This window comes from Roseomonas sp. FDAARGOS_362 (assembly GCF_002754815.1).
In the GTDB taxonomy this organism is placed as follows: domain Bacteria; phylum Pseudomonadota; class Alphaproteobacteria; order Acetobacterales; family Acetobacteraceae; genus Roseomonas; species Roseomonas mucosa.
In genome coordinates this window covers 931442-953415 of sequence record NZ_CP024588.1, presented here as the reverse complement: position 1 = coordinate 953415, position 21974 = coordinate 931442, and the positions used below count along the sequence as shown (strand labels likewise).

The 21974-nt window shown below is 70.3% G+C and carries 18 protein-coding genes and 2 tRNA genes; 8 read left to right on the top strand and 12 right to left on the bottom strand.

Annotated features, from left to right (window positions below; translation table 11 throughout):
• The first annotated feature begins 34 nt into the window (after nt 1-34).
• Nucleotides 35-1336 (top strand): hemolysin family protein, encoded by a 1302-nt coding sequence (locus CTJ15_RS09265; RefSeq protein ID WP_019459892.1) that lies wholly within the window; start codon nt 35-37, stop codon nt 1334-1336.
• A gap of 72 nt (nt 1337-1408) precedes the next feature.
• Here the strand turns inward: CTJ15_RS09265 and CTJ15_RS09260 are convergent, their stop codons facing one another.
• The 3 genes from CTJ15_RS09260 to CTJ15_RS09250 form a co-directional block, all read right to left on the bottom strand.
• The gene (locus CTJ15_RS09260; RefSeq protein ID WP_075821509.1) at nt 1409-2368 is read right to left on the bottom strand and encodes a glycosyltransferase family 2 protein; all 960 of its coding nucleotides are present in this window, start codon (nt 2366-2368) and stop codon (nt 1409-1411) included.
• A 297-nt stretch (nt 2369-2665) separates the two neighbouring features.
• Nucleotides 2666-3157 (bottom strand): xanthine phosphoribosyltransferase, encoded by a 492-nt coding sequence (gene gpt, locus CTJ15_RS09255; protein WP_019459890.1) that lies wholly within the window; start codon nt 3155-3157, stop codon nt 2666-2668.
• Nucleotides 3158-3168: 11 nt separating this feature from the next.
• A complete protein-coding gene (locus CTJ15_RS09250; protein WP_075821510.1) occupies nt 3169-3510 on the bottom strand; it encodes a tRNA-binding protein in 342 nt (113 codons plus the stop codon).
• A 214-nt stretch (nt 3511-3724) separates the two neighbouring features.
• On the opposite strand from CTJ15_RS09250, the gene ggt reads away from it, so the two are divergent.
• The gene (gene ggt / locus CTJ15_RS09245; protein ID WP_099782125.1) at nt 3725-5278 is read left to right on the top strand and encodes a gamma-glutamyltransferase; all 1554 of its coding nucleotides are present in this window, start codon (nt 3725-3727) and stop codon (nt 5276-5278) included.
• Nucleotides 5279-5341: 63 nt separating this feature from the next.
• Here ggt and CTJ15_RS09240 read toward each other — a convergent pair whose 3' ends face one another.
• The gene (locus CTJ15_RS09240; RefSeq protein ID WP_099781505.1) at nt 5342-6637 is read right to left on the bottom strand and encodes a sugar MFS transporter; all 1296 of its coding nucleotides are present in this window, start codon (nt 6635-6637) and stop codon (nt 5342-5344) included.
• Nucleotides 6638-6825: 188 nt separating this feature from the next.
• Between CTJ15_RS09240 and CTJ15_RS09235 the strand changes: the two genes are divergently transcribed.
• The gene (locus CTJ15_RS09235; protein ID WP_075821512.1) at nt 6826-7317 is read left to right on the top strand and encodes an O-acetyl-ADP-ribose deacetylase; all 492 of its coding nucleotides are present in this window, start codon (nt 6826-6828) and stop codon (nt 7315-7317) included.
• A 13-nt stretch (nt 7318-7330) separates the two neighbouring features.
• On the opposite strand, the gene CTJ15_RS09230 is transcribed toward CTJ15_RS09235, so the two are convergent.
• Nucleotides 7331-7576, bottom strand: a complete 246-nt coding sequence (locus CTJ15_RS09230; protein WP_019459885.1) for an Lrp/AsnC ligand binding domain-containing protein — start codon at nt 7574-7576, stop codon at nt 7331-7333.
• 230 nt (nt 7577-7806) lie between these two features.
• Here CTJ15_RS09230 and CTJ15_RS09225 point away from each other — a divergent pair, with 230 nt between their 5' ends.
• Nucleotides 7807-9408 (top strand): ABC transporter substrate-binding protein, encoded by a 1602-nt coding sequence (locus CTJ15_RS09225; protein ID WP_075821513.1) that lies wholly within the window; start codon nt 7807-7809, stop codon nt 9406-9408.
• 60 nt (nt 9409-9468) lie between these two features.
• Here CTJ15_RS09225 and CTJ15_RS09220 read toward each other — a convergent pair whose 3' ends face one another.
• The 7 genes from CTJ15_RS09220 to CTJ15_RS09190 form a co-directional block, all read right to left on the bottom strand.
• Nucleotides 9469-10869, bottom strand: coding sequence for an MFS transporter (locus CTJ15_RS09220; protein WP_075821514.1), 1401 nt, complete (start codon nt 10867-10869; stop codon nt 9469-9471).
• A 182-nt stretch (nt 10870-11051) separates the two neighbouring features.
• Nucleotides 11052-12839: a gamma-glutamyltransferase family protein gene (locus CTJ15_RS09215; protein ID WP_019459881.1), complete on the bottom strand. Its 1788-nt coding sequence runs from the start codon at nt 12837-12839 to the stop codon at nt 11052-11054.
• A 61-nt stretch (nt 12840-12900) separates the two neighbouring features.
• The gene (locus tag CTJ15_RS09210; protein WP_075821515.1) at nt 12901-13596 is read right to left on the bottom strand and encodes a DUF1045 domain-containing protein; all 696 of its coding nucleotides are present in this window, start codon (nt 13594-13596) and stop codon (nt 12901-12903) included.
• On the bottom strand, nt 13593-14753 hold the full coding sequence (locus CTJ15_RS09205; protein ID WP_226946093.1) for an alpha-D-ribose 1-methylphosphonate 5-triphosphate diphosphatase: 1161 nt from the start codon (nt 14751-14753) through the stop codon (nt 13593-13595). Before CTJ15_RS09205 ends, CTJ15_RS09210 begins: the two co-directional genes overlap by 4 nt.
• Before the next feature lie 94 nt (nt 14754-14847).
• The gene (locus CTJ15_RS09200) at nt 14848-15408 is read right to left on the bottom strand and encodes a flavin reductase family protein (protein ID WP_075821516.1); all 561 of its coding nucleotides are present in this window, start codon (nt 15406-15408) and stop codon (nt 14848-14850) included.
• Nucleotides 15409-15641: 233 nt separating this feature from the next.
• Nucleotides 15642-15717, bottom strand: a tRNA-Asn gene (locus tag CTJ15_RS09195).
• Between the two features lie 170 nt (nt 15718-15887).
• Nucleotides 15888-15961 (bottom strand) — tRNA-Cys (locus CTJ15_RS09190).
• Between the two features lie 145 nt (nt 15962-16106).
• Between CTJ15_RS09190 and CTJ15_RS09185 the strand changes: the two genes are divergently transcribed.
• The 4 genes from CTJ15_RS09185 (at nt 16107) to CTJ15_RS09170 (ending at nt 21892) form a co-directional block, all read left to right on the top strand.
• Nucleotides 16107-16763 carry a protein-L-isoaspartate O-methyltransferase gene (locus tag CTJ15_RS09185; protein WP_075821517.1) on the top strand — a complete coding sequence of 219 codons (657 nt, stop codon included), beginning with the start codon at nt 16107-16109 and terminating at the stop codon, nt 16761-16763.
• A 282-nt stretch (nt 16764-17045) separates the two neighbouring features.
• Entirely contained in the window at nt 17046-18434 is a 1389-nt protein-coding gene (locus tag CTJ15_RS09180; RefSeq protein ID WP_019459876.1) for a TolC family outer membrane protein, read from the top strand.
• Between the two features lie 2 nt (nt 18435-18436).
• Nucleotides 18437-19111: a DUF2497 domain-containing protein gene (locus CTJ15_RS09175; RefSeq protein WP_019459875.1), complete on the top strand. Its 675-nt coding sequence runs from the start codon at nt 18437-18439 to the stop codon at nt 19109-19111.
• 84 nt (nt 19112-19195) lie between these two features.
• A complete protein-coding gene (locus tag CTJ15_RS09170; protein ID WP_075823073.1) occupies nt 19196-21892 on the top strand; it encodes a valine--tRNA ligase in 2697 nt (898 codons plus the stop codon).
• Nucleotides 21893-21974 lie beyond the last annotated feature (82 nt).

Here is a 21974-nt window from a genome sequence, read left to right as displayed (position 1 = left end):
CTGGCCGTCATCCTCCCCTACAAGATGCGCCATCATGTCCGTCCTGATCGAAATCGGCATCATCATCCTGCTGGTGCTGCTGAATGGCGTCTTCGCGATGGGCGAGCTCGCGGTGGTGTCCTCCCGCCGGGCGCGCCTGCAAGGCCTGCAGAAGAACGGGGTGAAGGGGGCCGCCACCGCCCTGTCCCTGGCCGAGAACCCGGAGCGGATGCTGCCCACGGTGCAGATCGGCATCACGCTGGTCGGTATCCTGGCGGGCGCCTTCGGCGGCGCCCGGCTTGCCTCCACGGCGGAGCCGCTGGTGGCGAAGGTGCCCCTCCTCGCGCCTTACGCGGACGACATCGCCTTTGGCGTGGTGGTGCTGCTCATCACCTATCTCTCGCTGATCCTGGGCGAGCTGGTGCCCAAGACCCTGGCGCTGCGGAACCCGGAGGTGGTGGCGAGCCGCCTCGCCGCACCGCTGCTGCTGATCTCGCGCATCGCCTCGCCTGCCGTCTGGCTGCTCTCCTCCTCCTCCGCCCTGGTGCTGCGGATGCTCGGCGCCACCCAGCCCACCGACACCTCCGTGACGGAAGAGGAGGTCAAGGCCGTGGTGGCGGAGGGGGCCGAGGCCGGGGCGCTGGAACGTGAGGAGCGGCAGATGATCGAGCGGGTGCTGCGCCTTGCCGACAAGCCGGTCCGTGCCCTGATGACGCCGCGCAACGAGGTCGTCTGGCTGGATCGCAGCGAGACCCCGGAGGAGCTGCGGACCCGCGTGCGCGAGGGCGGCGTGTCCCGCTATGTCGTGGCCGATGGCCGGGTGGACAACGTGGTCGGCGTGGTCGCGGTGAAGGACCTGCTGGACGAGCTGCTGGCCGGCCACCCGCTTTCGCTGGCCGAGGCGATGCGCCAGCCGCTGGTCCTGCCTGACACCCTGCCGGCGCTGGATGCGCTGGAGCGGATGCGCACCGACAAGATCGGCATGGCGCTGGTGATGGACGAGTACGGCTCCTTCGAGGGCATCGTCACGGATTCGGACCTGCTGGAGGCCATTGTCGGCGAACTGGGAGCGGAGCCGGAGCCGGAGCCGGCCGAGGGCGCCGTCGAGCGCCATGACGGCTCCCTGCTGGTGGATGGCATGATGCCGTCGGACGAGCTGAAGGCGCGGCTGGACCTGCCGACCCTGCCGCAGGAGGGCAGCTACCACACCGTGGCCGGCCTGCTGCTGGCGCTGTTGCAGCGCGTGCCCAAGGAGGGCGACCGGATCGCCTGGTCCGGCTGGCAGTTCGAGGTGGTGGATATGGACGGGCGGCGCGTGGACAAGGTGCTGGTCTCGCCCGAGACCGTCGCCGGGTAGCGGCGCCGGCTGGTGCGCCGGTCTGGGGTCGGCACCGGCCGCGGGCGGATGCCGCGCGGCCGGTGGGCGGGGTCAGGCCGAGCGGATGTAGCGCACGGCGCGCAGCCTGGGCGTGGCGATCAGCCCCAGGTGATAGGCCGACTTCATCAGGCTCTGGCCCTGACGGTAGTAGCGGGAGAAGAAGATGTGCAACGCCTTCTTCCGCCGCCGGCTCATGGCGTGCTCCACCACGGATTCGGCGGCGATCTGGTGCATCAGCCGGTCCCGCGCCGCCATCTCGGCGGGGGAAAGGTTCGGCAGGGCTTCCAGCACGTCGTAGATCTTGCTGCTGACATTCGCCCCCGTTTCCCGCAGGCCCTCCGGGGAGAGGCGGTAGAGCGAGGTCTTCCGGTCCACGAAATAGAAGGCCTTGCCGGGAAAGGCCTGCGACAGGCGGATGCCGAAATCCGTGTCGAGCTGCAGCCCCACCAGCTCCATGCTGCGGTAGCCGATCTGGCGCGCCGCCCGGGTGTCGATCAGGAAGCCGTCGCAGGGCACCTGCCGCCACAGCGCGCGCACCAGCAGGTCGTAGTGCAGGCCGCTGTACTCGGAGGTCCGGTTGCCCACCTTGCTGTGGGTCTCGGTATCCTTTGGCGAGATCATGCCGAAGGGGGTGATGCATTCCTGGATGCCATAGGCGCAGATCACGTCGGGCGAGGAGCGATAGGCCTCGTCCAGCGCCTCGATCGCCCCGGGCAGCAGGGCATCGTCGTCATGCAGCACCAGGAGCCGCTCGCCCCGCGCCTCGGCGAAGAGCTTGTTGATGTTGCCCACCAGGTTCGAGGCGGGCACGTTCCGCCAGTAGCGGATGGTGATCCCTTCCGGCGGCGTCAGGCCGGCGATCAGCTGCTCCGCCTCGTCGGTGGAGGAGTTGTCGCTGACATCGATCTCCAACGGCCGGTAGTTCTGCTGGAAGACGGAGTGCAGGCACTGCAGCAGCAGGGACGGGCGCCGGTAGGTGGGGACCGAAACGGTGATCAGGGGGGCGACCATTGCTCTCCTTTTCGTGTCTTCCTTGGGGAAGAGGCTGGCTCCAGGACCATCCTCCTGACCCGTTTTCATCATGGATCGTGGCTATAGCGGAAGCTAGCCTGGAAACGATACACAAGACTTGTCCATCTTATGAGATAATTTTTAAACTCACGAAAGTTTTTAATACGACAGCAACGCCGCCGGCTGCCCCGCTGTCCCGGCCCGGAAAGACCCCCGGACCCGGAAAAGCGAAAGGCGGGCCCCCGAACGGACCCGCCTTTCAGGACTGTGTGAAAGGCCCGCTGGGGACAGGCAGGGTCAGGCCTTCGCGCTCTTGGCGATGGGGGCCACGAACTGCGGCTCGGTGTCCCAGGGAAAGAGGATCCAGGTGTCCTGGCTCACCTCGGTGACGAAGGTGTCCACCAGCGGCTTGCCGGCGGGCTTGGCGTAGATCGTGGCGAAATGCGCCTTGGGCAGCAGGCCCCGCACCACCCGGGCGGTGGTGCCCGTGTCCACGAGGTCGTCGAGGATCAGCCAGCCCTCGCCGTCGCCGGCAGCCTCCGGCATCTTCACGACACTCGGCTTGCCGCGCTCCTCCTCGTCATAGGTGACGACGGAGACGCTCTCGATCAGGCGGCAGTCCAGCTCGCGCGCCACGATGGCGGCGGGGATCAGCCCGCCGCGCGTGATGGCGACGATGCCGTTCCAGGGGCCGCCGCTCGGGCCCTTGTCGACCAGGCGCCAGGCCAGTGCCTTGCCGTCGCGATGCAGCTGGTCCCAGGAGACGGTGTAGTAGCGGGGGACGGCCATGGACCGGTTCCTCAGAACATGCGGGCGCCATCCGGTACGGGCGTGTCGGGGCGCAGGAGAACGACATCGCCGTTCTCGTCCGGCACGCCGAGCACGAGAACCTCGCTGGCGAAGCCGCCGATACGGCGGGGCGGGAAGTTGACGACGGCGATGACCTGGCGCCCAGCCAGGCCATGGGGATCGTAGTTCACGGTGATCTGGGCGGAGCTCTGCCTGATCCCGAGTTCCGGGCCGAAATCGACCCAGAGCTTGATCGCGGGCTTGTGGGCTTCCGGAAAGGCTTCCGCCCGGGCGATGGTGCCGGTGCGGATGTCGAGCTTCGTGAAGTCTTCGATCGTCGCCGTTGCGTCCATGCCCCCGTGCCTAGCCGAGCCTGCCCGGCAGCGGAAGAGGCCGCGGCACGCGGCCTGCATGGTTGCCGTCGCGCGGGGGCCGTGCCAGCGTCCGCCGTGACATGCGCGGCCGCATCCCGGCGGCCCGACGCCAGGCTCGTTGCCAGGAGCATTCCCCGCCGTGAACCGTGACTTCCACCGCCCCGGCCGCAGCCCGGCCATCGCCACCCATGGGATGGCGGCCACCTCGATGCCCGCCGCCACGCTGGCGGCGGTCGATATCCTGCGGGCGGGCGGCAATGCGATGGACGCGGCCATCGCCGCGGCGGCGGTGCTGGCGGTGATCGAGCCGCAGAGCACGGGAATCGGCGGCGACTGCTTCTGCCTCTACGCCCCGGCCGGCACCGGCAAGGTGGTGGCGCTGAACGGTTCGGGCCGCGCCCCGGCCGGTGCGACGCCGGAGGCGCTGCGCGCCACCGGGCTGACGGCGATGGTCAACACCTCGGCCCATTCGGTGACGGTGCCGGGCGCGGTCTCGGCCTGGGACCTGCTGTCCCGCACGCATGGGAAGCTGGGGCTGGACGCGGTGCTGCAACCGGCGATCCGGTGGGCGGAGGAAGGCCATCCGGTCACGCCGCGCGTGGCGCATGACTGGGAGCTCGCCGCCGAGAAGCTGCGGAAGCACCCGGCCACGGCCCGGCGCTTCCTGAAGGACGGCCAGCCCTATGGCGTGGGCGACGTGTTCCGCCAGCCGGAGCTGGCGGAGACGCTGCGGGCGATCGCGAAGCAGGGTGCGGCCGGCTTCTACACCGGTGCCGTGGCGGCCGATATGGTCGCGACCCTGCGCGCGGCGGGTGGCACGCATACGGAGGAGGATTTCTCCGCCGGGCAGGCGGTGGCCGAGTTCGTCGAGCCGATCCGCACGGAATGGCGCGGCATGGAGGTCTACCAGTGCCCGCCCAACGGCTCCGGCATGCTGGTGCTGATGCTGCTGAACATCCTGGGCGGCTTCGAGGCCCCGCCGGGCGGCCCGCTTTCCGCCGAACGCATGCACCGCCATATCGAGGCGGCGCGCTTCGCCTATCGCGACCGCGACGCCTTCCTCGCCGATCCTTCCCAGGCCGAGGTGCCGGTCGGGCACCTGACCTCGCGGGCCTATGCCGACGCGATCCGGGCGCAGATCCGCGACGACCGCGCCCTGCCGGAACTGCCTCCGCCGGGCGAGGCGGACTGGGCGAGGCACAAGGACACCGTCTATCTCTGCGTGGTGGACAAGGACGGCAATGCCTGCTCCTTTATCAACTCGCTCTTCGAGGGCTTCGGCTCCGGCATCCTGGCGGAGCGGAGCGGCGTGATGCTGCAGAACCGGGGCTTCGGCTTCCGGCTCCAGGAGGGGCACCCGAACTGCATCGCGCCGCGCAAGCGCCCCATGCACACGATCATTCCCGGCATGGTGATGAAGGACGGCCGCGCGCTCATGCCCTATGGCGTGATGGGCGGCCATTTCCAGCCGATGGGCCAGACGCTCTTCCTCGCCAACCACTTCGAGTTCGGCCTGAACCCGCAGGAGGCGCTGGACCTGCCGCGCCTCTTCCCGCTGGGCGGCAAGGTGCAGGTGGAGCGGGGCATTCCCATGGAGCTGGTGGAGAAGCTGCAGCGCATGGGCCATTCCTGCTGCCCGATCCACAGTCCGCATGGCGGCGGCCAGGCGATCCTGATCGACCACGAGCGCGGCGTGCTGATCGGCGCCTCCGACCCGCGCAAGGATGGCATCGCCCTGGGTTACTGAGGCCGGGCGAGGGGTGATGCGGAACCCGGGGGAGGGCGCGCCCTTTCCCCCGGGCCGTCCGGTTCAGTGCGCCGTGGCGACGGCGTCGCGCCTCCGGGCGGATGCCCCGGCCCGGGTCATCAGCCCGGTGACCGAGAAGATCGCGATTCCGGCATAGCAGGCGGCCGGGACCAGGAAGGCGATGCTCAGCCCGGCATGGTCGGCGAGCAGGCCGGTTGCCAGCGGCACGACCGCGCCGCCCACGATGGCCATGCAGAGCAGGCCGGAGGTCGCGGCCGGCGGGGCGGAGGAGCGCTCCAGCGTCAGGGTGAAGATCGTCGGGAACATCACCGCGTTGAACAGCCCGATCGACAGGGCGCAGACCGCCGCCGGCAGGCCCGTGCTGCCGCTGACCGCGACGCAGAGCAGCCCGGCCACCGCCGCGACGGCGGCCAGCAGCTTGCCCGCCTCGACCCGGCTCAGCACGGCGCTGCCGATGAAGCGGCCGACCATGGCGCCGCCCCAGTAGAGAGAGAGCAGGTGCCCGGCCGTGGCCGCCGGGGCGTTCAGGATCTGCGGCTGTTCCAGCAGGTTGATCATGGCGGCGCCGATCGAGACCTCCGCCCCGACATAGAGGAAGAGCGCCACCGCGCCGAAGATGGCCCAGGCGGAGCGGAAGGCCTGGGCCACCGAGCCGCCCTGGTCCTCATCCGTCCCGCCGCCATGGCGCTCCAGCTGGCGCCGCATGGCCCAGATCAGGGCGGCCAGCAGGGCGATCCCCGCGGCGATGCCCAGGAACTGCGTGTCGATCCGGCGGAGCGACTGGGCGACCTGCTCGGTGGTCGGGCCGGTGGCGCCGTCGCCCAGCGCGAAGACACCGCCGCTCAGCAGCAGGGCGGAACCGACCAGGGGGCCGGCCACCGTGCCCAGGGAGTTGAAGGCCTGGGACAAGGTCAGGCGGCGATGCGAATCCTCCGGCCGGCCGAGATGGGCGCAGAGCGGATTGGCCGAGACCTGTAGGATGGTGATGCCGCAGGCCAGCACGAAGAGGCTGGCCAGCACCAGGCTGTAATGGCCGAGCGAGGTGGCGAGCGGCATGCCCAGGCAGGCCAGGATCATGATGCCCAGGCTGAGCACGATGGAGCGTGGGTAGCCCAGCCGCCCGACCAGCAGCGCGGCCGGCAGGGACACGATGCCATAGGCCAGGAAGAAGGCGAACTGCGTGAGCATCGCCTCGGTGAAGCTGAGCGAGAAGACCGAGCGCACCATCGGCACCAGCGTGTCGATGATCGAGGTCGCGAAACCCCAGGCGAAGAAGAGCGTCGTGACGGAGGCCAGGGCGGGCAGGCTGCTGCCCTGGGCCGGAGGGGCTGTTCTCATGCGCGGTCTTTCCGTTCGCGCCGCCGGAGGGAAAAGGCGTGGCGGAGCATCATGTGCTCGCCTGCCCCGACGCTCCTTGCAGTGCAACAAAAATCATCGCCAAGTGGCGGAAATTGACACATCCGGCGGGCCGGCCACCGCCGCGGTTCCCGGTTCCGGGAAGACACGACAGGAGGCGCGGCGTGGCTATGCAGGCGGAACAGGCGGACATCACCACTCTGGCGGTCGATGCCATCGTGAACGCGGCCAACAGGGCCCTGGCCGGCGGCGGCGGGGTTGACGGGGCGATCCACCGTGCCGCCGGGCCGGAGCTGGTCCGCGCCTCGCGGGCGCTGGCACCTTGTCCGACCGGGGAGGCGCGGATCACTCCCGGCTTCCGCCTGCCGGCGCGGCATGTGATCCATACGGTGGGGCCGGTCTGGCATGGTGGCGGCTCGGGCGAGGCGGAGTTGCTGGCCGCCTGCTACCGGAACTCGATCGCCTTGTTGCGGCAGGCGGGTGGCCGGAGCATCGCCTTCCCGGCGATCTCCACCGGCATCTACGGCTATCCGCCGGGCCCGGCGGCGCGGATCGCCGTGGCCACCGTGCGCCAGGCGCTGGAGGACGGGGATCTGGAGGTGATCTTCGCCTGTTTCGACGCGGCGACGCTGGACCTCTACCGCCGCGAACTGGGTGGCTGAGGCCGCGCGGGCCTCAGGCCGAGAAAGCGTTGAAGGTCTGGATCGTGTAGGTGTCCTTCACCCCGGGCACGGTCTGCACGCGCTCCACCACGAAGAGGCCGATATCCTGGCCGGGTTCGAGATAGAACTTTCCCAGCAGGTCGTACTGGCCGGAGGTCGAGTGCATCTCCGAAAGCTCCGGGATGCCGTCCACCATCTCCCGCGCCACGCGGTAGGACAGTCCCATCTCGCATTTGATCATCACAAAGATCGCGCGCATCGCATCCTCCGTCGCGCGGGAAGATGAACGCCATGGCACGGCGCGGGAAGGGCGGAGGCGAGGAAAAACCGATTGCTCGTGTCCAGGACAGTTGACCCTGGTTTGGGCATGGTGGCCGGAAACCATCCGGTAACGCCTTGTCTATGGGCATTTCCCTGCGGTTGGTCTATATCCTGCCGGTGACTGCCCCGTCGTTGGGCAGTTTTCCGTTCCGCGAGGAAAGAAGAGCAATGCAGCGTCGGGATCTTCTGAAGGGCACGGGGGTGGCCGTGGCCACGGCCATGCTCGCCACGCCGCATGTCGTGCGCGCCCAGGGCAGCGGCGGGAGCAGGACGCTCCATTTCGTGCCCCAGGCCGACCTGCCGAACCTCGATGCCGTGGCCGGCACCCAGCTCGTGGTGCGCAACGGCGCGCTGATGGTCTTCGACATGCTCTACGGCCTTGGCGCGGATTTGCAGCCGAAGCCGCAGATGTGCGAGGGGCACGAGGTCGCGGACGGCTTCAGGACCTGGACCTTCCACCTCCGTCCCGGCCTGAAGTTCCATGACGGGGAGCCGGTGCGCAGCGCCGACGTGGTGGCCAGCGTCAACCGGTGGATGGTCCGCGACACGATGGGCCAGATGATCAAGGCCCGGCTGGACGCGCTGGAGGCGGTGGACGACCGCACCTTCCGCTTCCGTCTGAACAAGCCCTTCCCGAAGCTGCTCTTCGCCCTGGGCAAGAGCAACACGCCGCTGCTGGTGATCATGCCGGAGCGGATCGCGAAGACCGATCCGTTCCAGCAGATCAAGGAATATGTCGGCTCCGGCCCCTTCCGCTTCAAACGTGACGAGTGGATGGCCGGGTCGAAGGCGGTCTTCGAGCGCAGCCCCGACTACCAGCCGCGCGAGGAACCGTCCGACTGGCTGGCGGGCGGCAAGAAGGTGCTGCTGGACCGCGTGGAATGGATCACCATGCCCGACCCCGGCACCGCCGCCGGCGCCTTGCAGAGCGGCGAGATCGACTGGTGGGAGAACCCGATCGCCGACCTCGTGCCGGTGCTCAAGGGCGCGCGGGGGCTGAGCGTCGGGATCGCCGATCCGCTCGGCAACATCGGCGCCATGCGGATCAACCACCTGCAGCCGCCCTTCGACGACGTGCGCGTGCGCCACGCCCTCCAGATGGCGGTGGACCAGGAGGACTACATGCGCGCCATCGTCGGCGACGACGAGGCGCTGTGGAAGCGCCTGCCGAGCTTCTTCACCCCCGGCACGCCGCTCTACACCGAGGCCGGGGCGGAGCGGCTGAAGGGGCCGCGCCAGATCGAGGCGGCGAGGAAGCTGATCGCCGAGGCGGGCCATGCCGGGGCCAAGGTGACTATGCTGGTCGCCTCCGACGTGCCGATCACCAAGGCCCAGGGCGACGTGACGGCGGAGGTGCTGAAGAAGCTGGGCTTCCAGGTGGACTACCAGGCGCTGGACTGGGGCACGGTCGGCTCCCGCCGCACCAGCAAGGCGCCGCCGTCCCAGGGCGGCTGGAACATCTTCTTCTCCTGGCATTCCGGCGTCGATTGCATCAACCCGGCCCCCTACAAGGGCATCGATGCCAGCGGCGACGGCGCCTGGTTCGGCTGGCCGAAGTCGGACAAGGTGCAGGCGGATATCGCGCGCTGGTTCGACGCGCCGGACCTCGCCGCGGAGAAGGTGGCGATGGATGCCATCAATGCCGGCTCCATGGACCTCGTGACCTATGTCCCGACCGGCTTCTTCCTGGGCTATTCCGCTTGGCAGAGTGGGTTGAAGGGTGTGGCCAAGGCGCCGTTCCCGCTCTTCTGGGGCGTGAGCAAGGCCTGAACACAGGAAGAGGGCCGGCGGATCACTCCGCCGGCCCTCTTCCGTCCTGGCCGGATCGCTTCAGCCCTTGGCCAGGGTCGCGTCGATCGACTGCAGCCGCAGTTCGTCGTAGCGGCCCTTCTCCACTGGCTGGGCATTCGCCTGTCCCAGGTCGTTCATGTGGATCCGGTAGGTCTCGCGCGCGGTATAGGCGGCGATGGCCGCGATGGCGGTGATGCCCAGGGTGACCGCCCCGATGGTCAGCGGGATATTGGGCGAACCCGGCGGCGCGATGGCGGCGAAGAGCGCCGGCAGCAGCGCGGTGATGGTGGTGCCGATGTTCTGCGAGATCGCCATCGCCGAGACGCGGGTGCGGGTCGGAAAGAGCTCCGGAAAGAAGCTCGGGAAGATGGCGTTGTAGCCCTGGTAGACCAGGCCCCACATCAACAGCGACATGACGATCGCCATCGGCACGTTGTGGATGCTGATGGCATAGAGGTAGCCGAAGGACAGCAGCCCGGCGCCGAGCGAGCCGACGAGGATCGGCGGACGGCGGCCGATCCGGTCGGACAGGTCGCCGACGAAGGGGATGACCAGTACGGCCAGGATGTTCCCGAGCACCGGGATCCAGAGATAGACATCCGCGTGGAAGCCGATCCCGTAGGCGGCCTGCACCGCATAGGCGCCGCCGAAGACCGTGGCCACGACCGGGACCACGTTCATCAGCGCCATGCAGACGACGCGGATCATATCGGGCCAGCTCTCGCGGAAGGCCTCCTTGATCGGCGCGCGCGGCGGGCCGCTCCTGTTCTCCTCCTCGGTGAAGGCGGGGGTTTCCTCGACCTCGCGGCGGATGATGAAGCCGGCCACGATCACGAAGAAGCTGAGCAGGAAGGGAATGCGCCAGCCCCAGCTCTGGAAGGCTTCGGCCGGCATGTAATGGGCGAGCGGCAGGAACACGGCGGCGGCCAGGATCTGCCCCGCCTGCACGCCCTGCAGGGTGAAGCTGCCGTAGAAGCCGCGTCGGCCGAAGGGCGCGTGCTCCAGGATCATGGAACTGGCGCCCGAGATCTCGCCCGCCACGGCGAAGCCCTGGACGAGGCGCAGGATCACCAGCAGCACCGGGGCCAGGATGCCGACCTGATGATAGGTGGGCAGCAGGCCGACCAGCATGGTCGAGATGCCCATCAGGAACATGCAGAAGATCAGGACGCGCTTGCGGCCGATGGTGTCGCCCATGTGGCCGAGCACGAAGGCACCGATCGGGCGCGCGACATAGCCGACGCCATAGGTGGCGAGCGAGGCGACGATGGCCACGGTGGGGTTGCCGGCTGGAAAGAAGATCTGCGGAAAGATCAGCGCCGCGGCGGTGGCATAGATGAAGAAGTCATAATATTCGAGCGCAGAGCCGATCCAGCCGCTGGCCGCGGCCTTCTTGGATTGGTGCCGGGCATGCGGCTCGTGTTCTGTAGGCCCGCTCATTCTTGTTTCCTCTCGGCTGATCCTTCGTTCATGGCCCTGGACGATCCGGCGGATGCGGCGTCGCAGCGGCGCATGGTGACGGAAGCCGTGCTCGCCTATCTTCGCTCCGACGCGGCGCGGGGATAGGGCGCCAGGATCCAGCCGCCGCTCTTGCACCCGGCCGGGACGCGCCAGGGGAGCCGTCAGCGGCCGACCGCGTAGCCCTGCATGCCGCGCGGGTTGGCGCCGGCCAGGATCTGCCCGTCCGGCTCGCGGCGGACGGCGCTGAGCCGCCCTTCCGACCAGTCCGGCCCGACCTCCACCCTGTGCCCGCGCGCCGTCAGCGCCGCCGCGACCGAGGCGTCGTAGCGGCCTTCCAGCACCACCTTCCCCGGGCGCGCGCCGCGCGGCCAGAAGGAGGAGACCCAGTGCTCCGTGTGGAAGGCCGGCGCGTCGATCGCCTGCTGGATGTTCAGCCCGTGATGCAGCATCCGCAGCAGCATGATCGGCTGCCACTGGTCCTGCTGCTCGCCGCCCGGGGTGCCGAAGCTCATCCACGCCTTGCCGTCGCGCAGCGCCATGGAGGGCGAGAGGGTGGTGCGCGGCCGCTTGCCCGGCCGCAGCCCGTTCGGCAGCGTCTCGTCCAGCCAGAACATCTGCCCGCGCGTGCCGAGGCAGAAGCCCAGCTCCGGGATGGCGGGGGAGGATTGCAGCCATCCGCCCGAAGGCGTGGCCGAGACCATGTTGCCCCAGCGGTCCACCACATCGACATGGCAGGTGTCGCCACCCGAGGCGCCGAGGCGCGAGACGGTCGGCTCGCCCCCGCCCAGCGCCTCGTGCGCGGCCTCGGCGCGGGCCACGGCGGCGGCGTAGTCGGTGCGCGGCGCGATCCCGTCCGGCGAGCCGGGGCGGAAATCGAGCGACGCCCCGGCCCCGATCAGCGCCCGGCGCGCGGCATTGTAGGGTTCGGAGAGCAGCGTCTCCATCGGCACCGCGGCGAAGTCCGGGTCGCCGTAGAAGGCCTCGCGGTCGGCGAAGGCGAGCTTCATCGCCTCCACCACCAGATGCACGAATTCCTCGCCGGTGGCCTCGGTGGCATCCAGGTCAAAGCCGCGCAGCAGGGCGAGGGTCTGCAGCAGGGTCGGCCCCTGGCTCCAGGCGCCGCATTTCAGGACGCGCACATCGCCGTAGTCCAGGGCGAGGGGCGCCTCCACCGGGGCGCGCCACTTCGCCATGTCCTGCCCGGTCAGCACGCCCCTGTTGCGGCGGCCGGAGGCATCCAGCACCTCGGTCCCGCGCACGAAGCGGTCGATCGCCTCGGCCACGAAGCCCTCGTACCAGGCGCGGCGGGCGGCATCGATCTGCGCCACGCGGTCCGGGCCGGCGGCCTCGGCCTCGCGCACCACGCGCCGGTAGGTCTCGCCCAGCATCGGGTTCGCCCAGAGCCGGCCCGGCTTCGGCCCGCCGTCGCGCAGCCAGAGCGCGGCGCTGGTCGGCCATTCCTGCTCGAAGAGCGGCCGCATGGTCTGCACTGTGGCGCAGATGCGCGGCACGTAGTGGATGCCGCGCATGGCATAGCCGATGGCAAATTCCAGCACCTCGCCGATCCGCCAGGTGCCGTGGTCGCGCAGCATGGTGGCCCAGGCATCGAAGGCGCCCGGCACCATGGCCGGCAGGAGACCCGTACCGGGGATCAGGTCCAGCCCCAGCGAATCCCGCACCAGCGCCACATCCAGTGCCGCCGGGGCCACGCCCTGGCCGCAGATCACGCTCTGCGTGCTGGTGGCGGCATCATGGACGATGATCGGGCAGTCGCCGAGCGGGCCGTTCAGGTGCGGCTCGGCGATCTGCAGCGTGAAGCCGGCAGCCGCGCCGGCGTCGAAGGCGTTGCCGCCCCGCTCCAGCACGGCCATGCCGACCTGGCTCGCGATCCAGTGCGTGCTGGCGACGGCACCGAAGGTGCCGGCGATCTCGGGGCGTGTGGTGAACATGGCCCCGAGTCATAGACCCGCGCCCCGCGCCGCGTCAGCAGGGATGGGGCACGAAATCGCCTCAGCCGAGCAGCGGCAGCCGCTCCGCGATCAGGAAGGGCGCGCCGGGCGCGCGCTGGGTGAAGATGCAGAGCTCCCGCACCGGGCGTGGGTGGGCCGGGACATCGCCCAGATGGCCTTCCAGCAGCGGACGGACCAGGGCCACCTCCGGCTCCGAGAGGCGCCGGGACAGGGTGACGTGGAACTTCCAGTCCCCGAAGACATCCGGATAGCCCCAGCGTTCCAGATGCGCGCGGCGCCGCGGCTCCAGCCGTTCCGGGCGTCGACGGGCGATCTCGGCCTCGTTCAGCGGGGCACGGAAGCGGTCCAGCGCTTCGACGCAGGCATCGCAGAAGCCCTGGAGCGTCGCCGAGGGCTGCGATTCCCGCAGCGCCAGGAAGCCGCCGAAATTCTCCAGCGCCAGCGGCGGCAGGGTGAAGGGGCGCAGGTGCGCCGCCAGCGCCATCGCCCCCTCTCGGAACTCCGCATAGGGGGTGGCGAGGCGGAAGGGTGCCTTCAGCGTGGCGTGCAGGCCGTAGAGCCGCGCATCCGCCGTCGCCTCGGCCAGGTCGAAGCCCGGGACAGGCGGCTGTTCCAGCGTGGCCCCGGTTTCCGGGTCGCGCCCGAGCCAGGAGGCGCCGAGGCGGTGCAGCGGGTCGTCGCGCTCGGGCGCCCAGTAGAGGGCGACACGGGCGGTCTCGGCGGAAGGCGGCGTCACGCGATGCGCTCCCCGGCCAACCAAACCGAGCGCACCATGGGCAGCGCGGTGCCCGCCGGCGCGAGCGAAGCGGGCAGGGGGCGCACCCGCACCATGTCGGCCCGCAGCCCGGGCTCCAGCCTGCCGCGGTCGTCCAGCAGCGCCATGCGGGCGGGGTTGGCGGTGACCAGGGCGATCGCGGCGGGGAGGCCGATGCCTTCCCCCAGGCCGAGCCGCCAGGCGGCCTCCAGCATGGCGGGGGGCACGTAGTCGCTGGCGATGCAGTCCGCCAGCCCTTCGCGCACCAGGTCGATGGCCGCGACATTGCCGGAATGGCTGCCGCCGCGCACGAGGTTGGGAGCGCCCACGATGACGTCCATGCCATGCGCGCGGGCGGCGCGGGCGGCCTCGTGGTTCACCGGGAACTCGCTGACCCGGATGCCGTCCGCATGGTTCCGGGCGACCTCGGCGGCGCACCAGTCGTCATGCGCGGCCAGCGGAACCCGCCCGCCCAGCGTATCCAGAAGCGCGGCGCGGTTGCGGGCGGCATTCGCCGTGCGCAGCGCGGTCATCGCCTCGATATGCACCTCGATCTCCGCGTCCTTCATCCCCTCCCGCCGCTTCATGGCGCGGTAGCGGTCCATGTCCACGAACTGGCCCACGCCGGGCACATGGTCCATCAGGCTGGCGAAGCGCAGCAGCGGATGGGAGGCGACCTCGGCCAGCAGCGAGTCCATGTCCGGAGCCGGCAACTCGCAGCGCAAATGCAGGAAGTGGTCGCATTTCAGCACGCCGGCCAGGCCGAGGGAGGCGAGGTCGGCCACCCCGTCCAGAAAGGTCCGGTGCCGCCCGCCGGTCGTGTTGATGTCGCCCACGCAGAGGGCGTCGAAGACCGTCGTCACCCCGGCGGCCGCGGTCTGCGCGTCGTGCGACAGCATGGCGGAGCGCGAGGGCCAGCGCGCCCCGGCGCGCGGCAGGACCTGGCGCTCCAGGTTGTCGGTGTGCAGGTCGATGATGCCAGGGATGAGGTGGTCGCCCTCCAGGTCCAGCGCGCCCGGCGCCTGGCTGCGGCCCGGGGCGATCTCCGCGATCAGCCCGTCGCGGAGGAGAATGGTGCCGTCGAGCAGGCAATCGGGCAGGACGAGGGTGGCATTGGTCAGGATCTGTTCGCGGAGCATGGCCGGATTCTGCATGACAGGCCCGGCCGCGCCAGCGCCGGGATCATGACAACACGAAGAAAACAGCTGCGAAAAGCGACCCGCCCGCGCCGGGTCAGAGCATCTCCGGCCGGAACAGCGGCCGGCGGCTGATGATCCGGCCCGACACCATGAAGACGCCGTCCCCCGTATAGTGCAGCGTTTCCGGATGCCGGGGGGAAGGGGCGACATGCGCCTTCACCACCTCGAAGACGAAGAGGTCGTATTTCCCGACCAGCGCGTCGTCGTGCAGCCGGCATTCGAAGCTGGCGTGGCATTCGCCGATCAGCGGCGCCCGGACTTCCCTGGCCGGCTCGGCGGTCAGGCCGAAGGCGGCGAACTTGTCGGTCCCCGCCCCGGAGCAGTTGCCGATCCCGACAACCTCGTCGGTGAGGCGGGTGGTGGGCAGGTTGACCACGCATTCGCCGCTCTCCCGGATCATCCGGTGGCTGTGGTTGCCGCGCGAGATCATGCAGGCGAGCAGGGAGGGCGAGAACTCCATGATCATGTGCCAGCCCAGGGTCATGATGTTGTCCCGCCCCTGCCAGTGGGAGGAGACGAGCACGATCGGGCCGGGTTCGAGGTAGCGGCGGACCCTGGCAGGCGGGAAATCCTCCTTCCGGACAGGCTTGGGCATGGCGGCTTCCTGGCTGCGTCCCGGACGGACCGGCCCTCCGGGGAGTGCCGGTTCAACAGCCGCGCGCCGCATCCGTTGCGGACGGTCCCTGGCGGGGCCGAGGGAGGAGGGCGCGGGGAAAGGTGGGGAGGTGCCGCGCGCCTGGGATGCCGAGGCAGCGAAAGCCGTGGGGTATGCCCCGATCCGGTGGAAGTTTCCCGCACCGCCGCCGCATCAGGATGTAAGGAGAAAGATGGCTCCCCGAGTTGGACTCGAACCAACGACCTAGCGATTAACAGTCGCGTGCTCTACCAGCTGAGCTATCGGGGATCGCCGTGGTGGGGCTCATCTATCCGAGGGCGGCGGGGCCCGCAAGACAGAGGGGACAGATTTTTTCAAACAACCCGGAAATCGCCGGAATACCTGCCCAACGCTTCGCGCAAACCAACAAGAATCAGGCCCAGTGGGCTGATTTTCCGGTATTCAGGATGGAAGTGGTGTGGAGGCTCCGGGCGGAATCGAACCGCCGTACACGGTTTTGCAGACCGCTCCCTGACCACTCGGGCACGGAGCCACGCCGCCCATCTACGGGGCGGGCACCGTCCTGTCCAGGGGGTGGGGGCGGTAAGCTGATACATTCGCGGCTGTAGGCTTGGCCACATGCACCCGCCGACCTATAAGCGGCGGCACAGACGACCAGCAGGGGGTCCGGAAGCGGCATGGATTACGTCGAGGCGCGCCGTTACATGGTGGATGGGCAGGTCCGCCCCAACAAGGTGACCGACGCGCGGTTGCTGGACGCCATGCTGACACTGCCGCGCGAGCGCTTCGTGCCACAGGGCATGGCGGACCGTGCCATGGTGGATGGCGACCTGCCGCTCGGCGAGGGCCGCTTCCTGATGCAGCCGATGGCCCTGGCGCGGCTGGTCCAGCTTCTGAACCCGCGGGCGGGGGAGCGCGTGCTGGTGGTCGCCGCCGGCACGGGCTACGGCGCCGCGGTCCTGGCCGAGATGGGGGCCGAGGTCGTCGCGCTGGAATCCGATGTGCGCCTGATCGACATCGCGCGCCACGCCCTGGGCGGGCTGCCCGGATTGCGTCTGCGGCTGGAGCAGGGCGATCTCGCCGCCGGCTGGCCCGAGGCCGCGCCCTATGATGCCATCCTCATCGAAGGGGCGGTGCCCCAGGTGCCGGAGGCCATCTCCTCGCAGCTCGCCGAGGGCGGGCGACTCGTGACCGTGCTGCGGCCCGAGGGCCAGGCCGGCCGTGCTGTGCTCGGCCGCCGCACCGGCGGCGCCTTCTCCGCCGTGCCCGCCTTCGACTGCCAGACGGAGCGGCTGCCCGGCTTTTTCGCGCCCGCCGGATTCGTCTTCGCCTGACGGCAGGGGCCGTTTGGCCCGGCGGCGGGCGCCCGGGGGACCCCCGCCGGGAAGCCCGCCGGAGATCCCCGCCCGGACCGGGCCCGCCAGGCGGGGCCGGTTCACCGCCCGCCAGGGCCCGCCGGCCTTCCCGCCGATCCCCGCCGCCGCCCGTCCGCGACCATCCCTGCGGATGACGGCTCTTCTGGCCATGGGAAGGCAGGGCGGTCTAGGCTCCGGCGAAACCATCCCTCGAGACCTGGGCGCCCGGCCTTCGGGCCCGCGCAAGGAGTTCCGGTGCCGATGTCACGACGCCTCACCCTCGCTCTCGCCACCGCCCTCGCCCTTCCCGCCGCGGCCAAGGCACAGTCGCTGCAGGAAGCCCTGGCGCAGACCTATGCCAACAACCCGACGCTGCAGACGGCCCGCGCTCAGTTGCGCGTGGTGGACGAGAACGTGCCGCAGGCCCTGGCGGGCTGGCGGCCCACCGTGTCCCTGAGCGGCGCCGCCGGCTATGTCGAGGGCACGGCCCGGACCCGGCAGAACGACGTCTCCTACTACAGCCGTGTCACCCGCGACACGATGACCCTGGCGGCGACGGCGACGCAGCCGATCTATCGCGGCGGCCGCACCGTGGCCTCCACCCGCCGGGCGGAGAACCAGGTCCTGGCGCAGCGCGCCCGGCTCCTGGCCACGGAGCAGCAGGTGCTGCAGCAGGCGGTCAACGCCTATGTCAACATGATCCTCTATTCCGAGGAACTGCGCCTGAACATCAACAACGTTCAGGTGCTGCAGCGCCAGCTCGACGCGACCAACGAGCGCTTCCGGGTCGGCGAGATCACCCGCACCGACGTCGCTCAGGCGGAATCGCGGCTTTCCGCGGCGCGCGCCAACCGTGCCACGGCGGAAGGCCAGTTGCAGAGCGCGCGGGCGGTGTTCCAGCAGGTCATCGGCATGGTGCCGAACCGGCTGACCGCGCCGCAGCCGCTGAAGGCGCCGGTGCGCTCCTCGCAGGAGGCGAGCCAGATGGCCGCCGTCAACAACCCGAATGTCGTGGCCTCGCTGTTCGACGAGGCCGCGGGGCGCGACTTCATCGACGTGCAGATGTCGGCGCTGCTGCCCCAGGCGAGCGTGCAGGCCCAGGGCTACCGCGCCGACAATTCCAATGCCGACGGCACGCGCTTCACGGGCGGGCAGTTCACCGCCAACGTCACCGTGCCGCTGTACCAGGGCGGGTCGGAATACGCGACCGTGCGCGCGGCGCGGCAGGATGCCTCGCGGCTGCGGCAGGTGGTGGACGACCAGCGCCGCACGGCCAGCCAGCAGGCCACCTCCGCCTGGGAAACGCTGGTGAGCAACCGTGCCACCGTCGAGGGCAACCGCGCCGCCATCCGCGCCGCCGAGATCGCGCTGGACGGCGTGCAGCGCGAAGCCGTGGTTGGCAGCCGCACCACGCTGGACGTGCTGAACCAGGAGCAGGAGCTGCTGAACAACCGCGTGGCGCTGGTGCAGGCGCTGGCGAGCAACGTGACCTCTTCCTACTCTCTTGCGGCGGCGGTGGGGCGGCTGACGGCGAAGGACCTGGCCCTGCCGGTGCAGATCTATGACATGACGGCCTATTACAAGGCGGTGCGCGACCGCTGGATCGGCCTGGGCGACTACACCCCGGTCGCCGCCACGACGGAACGGTGAGCATGTCCGGATCGCAGGGCCCCGCCGGCCAGGACCCCAACATGGAGGACATCCTGGCCTCCATCCGCCGCATCCTGAACGAGGACGAGCCCACCGCCGCTGCCCCCGCCGCGCCGGGAGCGGCGGCCATGCCCGGCACCGCCGCCCTGTCGCCCCACCCGGCGCCCCACATGACACCCCGCCCGGCACCACAGGTTCCGGCGGCGTTCCCGCCCGCCAGGGGGGAGACGGCGGCGCTGCCGGGCTCGACGCCCCTGACCTCGAGCCCGGCGCCGCAGCACGCCGATGATCCGTCGGAGGAGGCGCCGCCCGCGCCCGGCCCCGCACCGGCGCCCGCCGCCGAACCCCTGACCCTGACCGAGGCGATGATGGTCGCACCCGAAGCCCCGTCCGGCCCGCCCCCCGTGGCACCGTCACCCGATGCGGTGCCGTCCAACGGCTCGCTGCTGGCGCCCTCCACGGCCGCCGCCGCCGCCGCGGCGCTGAGCGAGCTGGCCCGCGCCGTGGCGGCCGAGCAGAAGAGCGTCATCTCCCGCAATGGCCCGAGCATCGAGGACGTGGTGCGCGAGGAGGTTCGCCCGCTGGTGAAGAACTGGCTGGATGCCCATCTGCCGGGGATGGTGGAGCGCATGGTGCGTGCCGAGATCGAGCGGGTGCTCGGCCGCCCGGCCTCCTGAGGCCGGGGTGCGGAAGGGTGTTCTGATCCGGACGCAACCCTTCCGCACTTGACGTTCGGGCGTCTCCCGGCACAGGGATGCGCCATGCTCGAAAAGACCCTGACGCCCGCCGATTTCGAGGCGAAGCTCTACGAAGGCTGGGAAAGCTCCGGGGCCTTCTCCGCCCGTCCGGACAGCCCGGCCCAGCCTTTCACGATCATGATCCCGCCGCCCAACGTCACGGGCAGCCTCCATATCGGCCATGCCCTGACCTTCACGGTGCAGGACATGCTGATCCGCTGGCGCCGGATGCAGGGGCGGGACACGCTGTGGCAGCCCGGCACCGACCATGCCGGCATCGCCACCCAGATGGTGGTGGAGCGCCTGCTCGGCACCCAGGGCCTCAAGCGGCGCGAGATCGGGCGCGAGGCCTTCACCCAGCATGTCTGGGAATGGAAGGCGCAGTCCGGCGGCACCATCACCCGGCAGCTCCGCCGGCTCGGCGCCAGCCTAGACTGGCCGCGCGAGCGCTTCACCATGGACGAGGGCCTGTCCGAAGCCGTGCGCGAGGTCTTCGTCACCCTGCACGAGCAGGGGCTGATCTACCGCGACCGGCGACTGGTGAACTGGGACCCGGTCTTCCAGTCCTCCATCTCCGACCTGGAGGTGGAGAGCCGCGAGGTGAAGGGACATCTCTGGCACCTGCGGTATCCGGTGGAGGGACAGCCCGGCCGCTTCCTGACTGTGGCGACCACGCGGCCCGAGACGATGCTGGGCGACACTGCCGTGGCGGTGCATCCGGAAGACGAACGCTACCGCGACCTCGTCGGCAAGCATGTGATCCTGCCGCTGACGGGGCGGCGGATCCCGGTGGTGGCGGACGAGTATTCCGACCCGGAGAAGGGCACCGGCGCGGTGAAGATCACCCCGGGCCATGACTTCAACGACTTCGCGGTTGGCAAGCGGCATGGCCTCGCTTCTCTCTCGGTGCTGGATGCCGAGGCGCGGGTGACGCTCGACGAGATCGGGGGCGAGCTCGCCGCAGCCGAGGGCATCGCCGACCCGGCTTTCGTGCGCTCGCTGGCGGGGCTGGACCGCTTCAAGGCACGCGAGGCCATCGTCGCCGAGATGGAACGGCTGGAGCTGCTGGAGAAGATCGAGCCGCATACCCATGCCGTGCCGCATGGCGACCGTTCCGGCGTGCCGATCGAGCCGCGCCTGACGATGCAGTGGTACTGCGACGCGGCGACGCTGGCGAAGCCCGCCATCGCCGCGGTCGAGGACGGGCGCATGCAGTTCGTCCCCAGGCAGTGGGAGAACACCTTCTTCGCCTGGATGCGGGAGATCGAGCCCTGGTGCATCTCGCGCCAGCTCTGGTGGGGCCACCGCATCCCCGCCTGGTATGGGCCGGACGGCACCGCCTTCGTGGCGCGCGACGAGGCCGGGGCGCAGGCGCAGGCCCACGCCCATTACGGGCGGGACGAGGCGCTGACCCGCGACGAGGACGTGCTCGACACCTGGTTCTCCTCGGCGCTCTGGCCCTTCTCCACGCTGGGCTGGCCGAAGCGGACGCCGGAGCTCGCGCGCTACTACCCGACCGACGTGCTGGTGACGGGCTTCGACATCATCTTCTTCTGGGTCGCCCGGATGATGATGATGGGCCTGCACTTCATGGGCGACGTGCCCTTCCGCACCATCTACATGCATGGGCTGGTCCGCGACGAGAAGGGCCAGAAGATGTCGAAGAGCAAGGGGAACGTGATCGATCCCCTGGAGCTGATCGACAGCTTCGGCGCCGACGCCGTGCGCTTCACCATCGCCGCGCTGGCCGGGCCGGGGCGTGACGTGAAGCTCGGGCGTTCGCGCGTGGAGAACGGCCGCTCCTTCATCACCAAGCTGTGGAACGCCGCGCGCTTCTGCGAGATGAACGGCATCCAGGCCGATCCCGGCTTCCTGCCGGAGGCCTGCGCCACGCCCCTGGCGCGCTGGGTGATCGACGCGGCGAACCTCGCGGTGCGGGAGGCGACGGCGGCGCTGCAGGCCTATCGCTTCGACGAATACGCCGCCGCGGTGCGCCGCTTCGCCTGGGACACCTTCTGCGACTGGTTCCTGGAATTCGCCAAGCCCGCGCTCGCCTCGGGCGACACGCCGGAGGCGCGCGAGGCCAAGGGCGCGGCGCAGCACGTGCTGGGCGTGCTGCTGCGTCTGATGCATCCGGTGACGCCCTTCGTCACCGAGGAGCTGTGGCACAGGATGGGCTATGGCCCGGAGCTGAGCCTGATCCACACCGGCTGGCCGGAGCCGGTGCGCGTGAGCGAGCCCGAGGCGGCGCGCGAGGAGATGGACTGGCTGGTCGGGCTGATCTCCACGGTGCGCGGCGTGCGGGCCGAGATGAACGTACCGCCCAGCCAGCGTTTCCCGCTGCTGGTGCAGGGGGCGGGGCCGGAGGTGCTGGCGCGTGGCCAGCGCTGGCTGGACACCATCGGCCGCATGGCACGGATCGAGGCGATCCAGCCGCTGGCCGGGGAGCCGCCGAAGGGCGTGGCGCAGGCGGTGCTAGGGGAGGCGACGATCATGCTGCCTCTGGCCGGCATCATCGACATCGATGCCGAGCGCGCGCGTCTGGCCAAGGAACGCGGCAAGGCCGAAGCGGAGGCGAGGAAGATCGCCGCCAAGCTCGACAACGCCGATTTCGTCGCCCGTGCCAAGCCGGAAGTGGTCGAGGAGAACCGCGAGCGCCTCGCCGCCGCCCAGGCGGAGATCGCCCGGCTGGAGGCCGCGCTGGGCCGCATCGCGGCCTGAGGGGTTGGGGCGCGCGCAAGGGGCTCCCCGGGGCCTCATCGCGCGCCTGTGCCCCGGCTGCTGCCGATTTGGGGTGGAGCGG

Coding starts and splice junctions, on each gene's coding strand:
- CTJ15_RS09265 (WP_019459892.1), top strand. CDS start 35: ATGTCCGTCCTGATCGAAATCGGCATCATCATCCTGCTGGTGCTGCTG.
- CTJ15_RS09260 (WP_075821509.1), bottom strand. CDS start 2,368: ATGGTCGCCCCCCTGATCACCGTTTCGGTCCCCACCTACCGGCGCCCG.
- gpt (WP_019459890.1), bottom strand. CDS start 3,157: ATGGCCGTCCCCCGCTACTACACCGTCTCCTGGGACCAGCTGCATCGC.
- CTJ15_RS09250 (WP_075821510.1), bottom strand. CDS start 3,510: ATGGACGCAACGGCGACGATCGAAGACTTCACGAAGCTCGACATCCGC.
- ggt (WP_099782125.1), top strand. CDS start 3,725: ATGGCGGCCACCTCGATGCCCGCCGCCACGCTGGCGGCGGTCGATATC.
- CTJ15_RS09240 (WP_099781505.1), bottom strand. CDS start 6,637: ATGAGAACAGCCCCTCCGGCCCAGGGCAGCAGCCTGCCCGCCCTGGCC.
- CTJ15_RS09235 (WP_075821512.1), top strand. CDS start 6,826: ATGCAGGCGGAACAGGCGGACATCACCACTCTGGCGGTCGATGCCATC.
- CTJ15_RS09230 (WP_019459885.1), bottom strand. CDS start 7,576: ATGCGCGCGATCTTTGTGATGATCAAATGCGAGATGGGACTGTCCTAC.
- CTJ15_RS09225 (WP_075821513.1), top strand. CDS start 7,807: ATGCAGCGTCGGGATCTTCTGAAGGGCACGGGGGTGGCCGTGGCCACG.
- CTJ15_RS09220 (WP_075821514.1), bottom strand. CDS start 10,869: ATGAGCGGGCCTACAGAACACGAGCCGCATGCCCGGCACCAATCCAAG.
- CTJ15_RS09215 (WP_019459881.1), bottom strand. CDS start 12,839: ATGTTCACCACACGCCCCGAGATCGCCGGCACCTTCGGTGCCGTCGCC.
- CTJ15_RS09205 (WP_226946093.1), bottom strand. CDS start 14,753: ATGCTCCGCGAACAGATCCTGACCAATGCCACCCTCGTCCTGCCCGAT.
- CTJ15_RS09200 (WP_075821516.1), bottom strand. CDS start 15,408: ATGCCCAAGCCTGTCCGGAAGGAGGATTTCCCGCCTGCCAGGGTCCGC.
- CTJ15_RS09185 (WP_075821517.1), top strand. CDS start 16,107: ATGGATTACGTCGAGGCGCGCCGTTACATGGTGGATGGGCAGGTCCGC.
- CTJ15_RS09180 (WP_019459876.1), top strand. CDS start 17,046: ATGTCACGACGCCTCACCCTCGCTCTCGCCACCGCCCTCGCCCTTCCC.
- CTJ15_RS09175 (WP_019459875.1), top strand. CDS start 18,437: ATGTCCGGATCGCAGGGCCCCGCCGGCCAGGACCCCAACATGGAGGAC.
- CTJ15_RS09170 (WP_075823073.1), top strand. CDS start 19,196: ATGCTCGAAAAGACCCTGACGCCCGCCGATTTCGAGGCGAAGCTCTAC.